The sequence below is a fragment of the Caulobacter sp. P1_B12_2 genome, from assembly GCF_056406675.1.
On record NZ_JBFTZS010000537.1, the window covers coordinates 1 to 2,816 of the forward strand.

Annotated in this window: 2 protein-coding genes and 1 riboswitch; both genes read right to left on the minus strand. The window is 67.1% G+C overall.

Annotation, left to right across the window (positions count from 1 at the left end):
• Positions 1-36 precede the first annotated feature (36 nt).
• The gene (gene thiC / locus AC1DZ6_RS22875; protein ID WP_477099409.1) at positions 37-1,875 is read right to left on the minus strand and encodes a phosphomethylpyrimidine synthase ThiC; all 1,839 of its coding nucleotides are present in this window, start codon (positions 1,873-1,875) and stop codon (positions 37-39) included.
• A 72-nt stretch (positions 1,876-1,947) separates the two neighbouring features.
• Positions 1,948-2,054, minus strand: a riboswitch (TPP riboswitch).
• A gap of 70 nt (positions 2,055-2,124) precedes the next feature.
• Positions 2,125-2,816, minus strand: a 692-nt coding sequence (ypfJ, locus tag AC1DZ6_RS22880; protein WP_477099410.1) for a KPN_02809 family neutral zinc metallopeptidase, incomplete at its 5' end; no start/stop codon positions are given.

A 2,816-nucleotide genomic window follows, 5' to 3' on the forward strand; every position in this document is an offset into this window, starting at 1 on the left:
CTGCAGGGCCGCCGCCAGGAGAAGGCTGATCACCCTCTAGGTCTCCGTCTTCAGATAGATCTCCGAGCCCTGCTCGCGGAACTTGTCGCTCATCTCGGCCATGCCCTGTTCGATGGAGTTCGGCGCCATGCCGGCCGCGAATTCGCGGACTTCCTGGCTGATCTTCATCGAGCAGAACTTGGGGCCGCACATCGAGCAGAAGTGCGCGGTCTTGTGCGCCTCCTTGGGCAGGGTCTCGTCGTGGAAGGCCCGGGCGGTTTCGGGGTCCAGGCCCAGGTTGAACTGGTCCTCCCAGCGGAACTCGAACCGCGCCCGGCTGATGGCGTCGTCCCACATGGCCGCGCCGGGGTGACCCTTGGCCAGGTCGGCGGCGTGGGCGGCCAGCTTGTAGGTGATGACGCCGGTCTTGACGTCGTCGCGGTCGGGCAAGCCCAGGTGTTCTTTCGGCGTGACGTAGCAGAGCATGGCCGTGCCGAACCAGCCGATCATCGCCGCCCCGATCGCGCTGGTGATGTGGTCGTAGCCAGGGGCGATGTCGGTGGTCAACGGGCCGAGCGTGTAGAAGGGGGCCTCGTGGCAGTGCTTCAGCTGCTCATCCATGTTGGCCTTGATCTTGTGCATGGCCACGTGGCCCGGCCCTTCGATCATCACCTGCACGCCGTGCTTCCAGGCCACCTTGGTCAGCTCGCCCAGGGTGCGCAGCTCGGCGAACTGGGCCTCGTCATTGGCGTCGGCGGTCGAGCCCGGACGCAGGCCGTCGCCCAGCGAGAACGACACGTCGTAGGCGCGCATGATCTCGCAGATCTCTTCGAAGCGCTCGTAGAGGAAGTTCTCCTTGTGGTGCGCCAGGCACCACTTGGCCATGATCGAGCCGCCGCGCGAGACGATGCCGGTGACCCTCTTTGCAGTCAGCGGGATAAAGGGAAGTCTGACGCCGGCGTGGATGGTGAAGTAGTCCACCCCCTGCTCGGCCTGCTCGATCAGGGTGTCGCGGAAGACCTCCCAGTTCAGGTCCTCGGCCACGCCATTGACCTTCTCCAGCGCCTGGTAGATCGGCACCGTGCCGATCGGCACCGGGCTGTTGCGGATGATCCAGTCACGGATGTTGTGGATGTTGCGGCCGGTCGAAAGGTCCATGACCGTGTCGGCGCCCCAGCGCGTGGCCCAGACCAGCTTGTCGACCTCGTCGGCGACGGTGGAGAGCACGGCCGAATTGCCGATGTTGGCGTTGATCTTGACCAGGAAGTTGCGGCCGATCGCCATCGGCTCCAGCTCGCCGTGGTTGATGTTGGCCGGGATGATGGCGCGGCCGCGCGCCACTTCCTGGCGGACGAACTCGGGGGTCACGAAGTCGGGGATCGAGGCGCCGAAGTCCTCGCCGTCGCGGATGCACGGGCGGTCCTGCTCGCGGCGCAGGTTCTCGCGGATGGCGACATATTCCATCTCGGCGGTGACGATGCCGGCGCGGGCATATTCCAGCTGGGTGACCAGCTTGCCCTGGGCGCCCTTGAAGATCGGCCGCTTGGCCATGAACTGCGGGGCCAGGTGCTTGCCCTGGGCGAAGCCGTTGTCCTCGGGCTTCACCTCGCGGGGATTGGTGACCAGTTCACTGTCGCCGCGCGCGATGATCCAGGGCTCGCGCACGCGCTCCAGGCCCTGCTCGATATCGATCTTGGAATGGGGGTCGGTATAGGGGCCCGACGGGTCATAGATGGTGACCGGCGGCTCGTTGGCGCTGGGGTGGACCGCGACCTCGCGGAACGGCACCCGGATGTCGGGGAAAAGGCTACCGGCCTGGTAGACCTTGCGCGAACCGGGGCGTTCGCCCGTGGGGATCGCGCCGATGGCGTCTTTGATGGGCAGTTGAACGTTCATTTCGGGCGCTCCTCAAGCGTTAAGGAGACCCGGACGTGTCGCGCTAAGTCGGTTTACGGGCTGGGCTTCTAGGCCGAGACCGCGTTCCCTCCCTTCGCCGGCATGACCCGGATCAGGTTCGACGGGTCAGGGCTGGCGCCCAATCTCAGCCGCGCGAAGCGGCCCCCCGGTGAACGGGGGGACACTAGGCCGACTGACGTACGGGTCAAGCGTCCACCCGAAACCTTCTCCGCTCCGGGAAGATGTCTTCTACAGCGTCCGCGCGCCGAAAGTGTCGCACGCCCCCGGATCACCCGCATCGTAGCCCTTGCCGAACCAGCGCATGCGCTGGGCCGAGGTGCCGTGGGTGAAGCTGTCGGGCATGACCCGGCCCTGGGACTGTTCCTGGATGGCGTCGTCGCCGACCGCCGAGGCCGCGCCCAGGCCGTCCTCGATGTCGGCGCGGTTGATCTGGATGCCGCCGCCCGAGGCCTCGGGCGCGTGGCGGGCCCAGACGCCGGCGTAGCAATCGGCCTGCAGCTCCAGCCGCACCGAGCCGCTCTCGGCGCCCCGCGCGCCCAGGCGTCGCGCTTCGTCCGACGCTCCGGTCAGGGTCTGGATGTGGTGACCGATCTCGTGGCTGATCACGTAGGCGCGGGCGAACTCGCCCTTGGCCCCGAAGCGGGTTTCCAGCTCGTTCCAGAAGCTGGTGTCCAGATAGACCTTCTGGTCCGCCGGACAGTAGAAGGGCCCCATCGCCGACTGACCCGTGCCGCAGCCTGTGCCCGTGGCCTGGGTGTAGAGCACCACCGCCGCGGGCGGCCGATAGTTGACGTTATGCTTGGCCAGCAGCGGACCCCAGACATCTGTGTTGGAGGTCTCGATCACGTCGATGAACTGGCCCTCCTTGTCGCTGACCGAGCCGCGCGCGCCCTCCTGGGCGGCGGGCTGCTGGGCGCCGT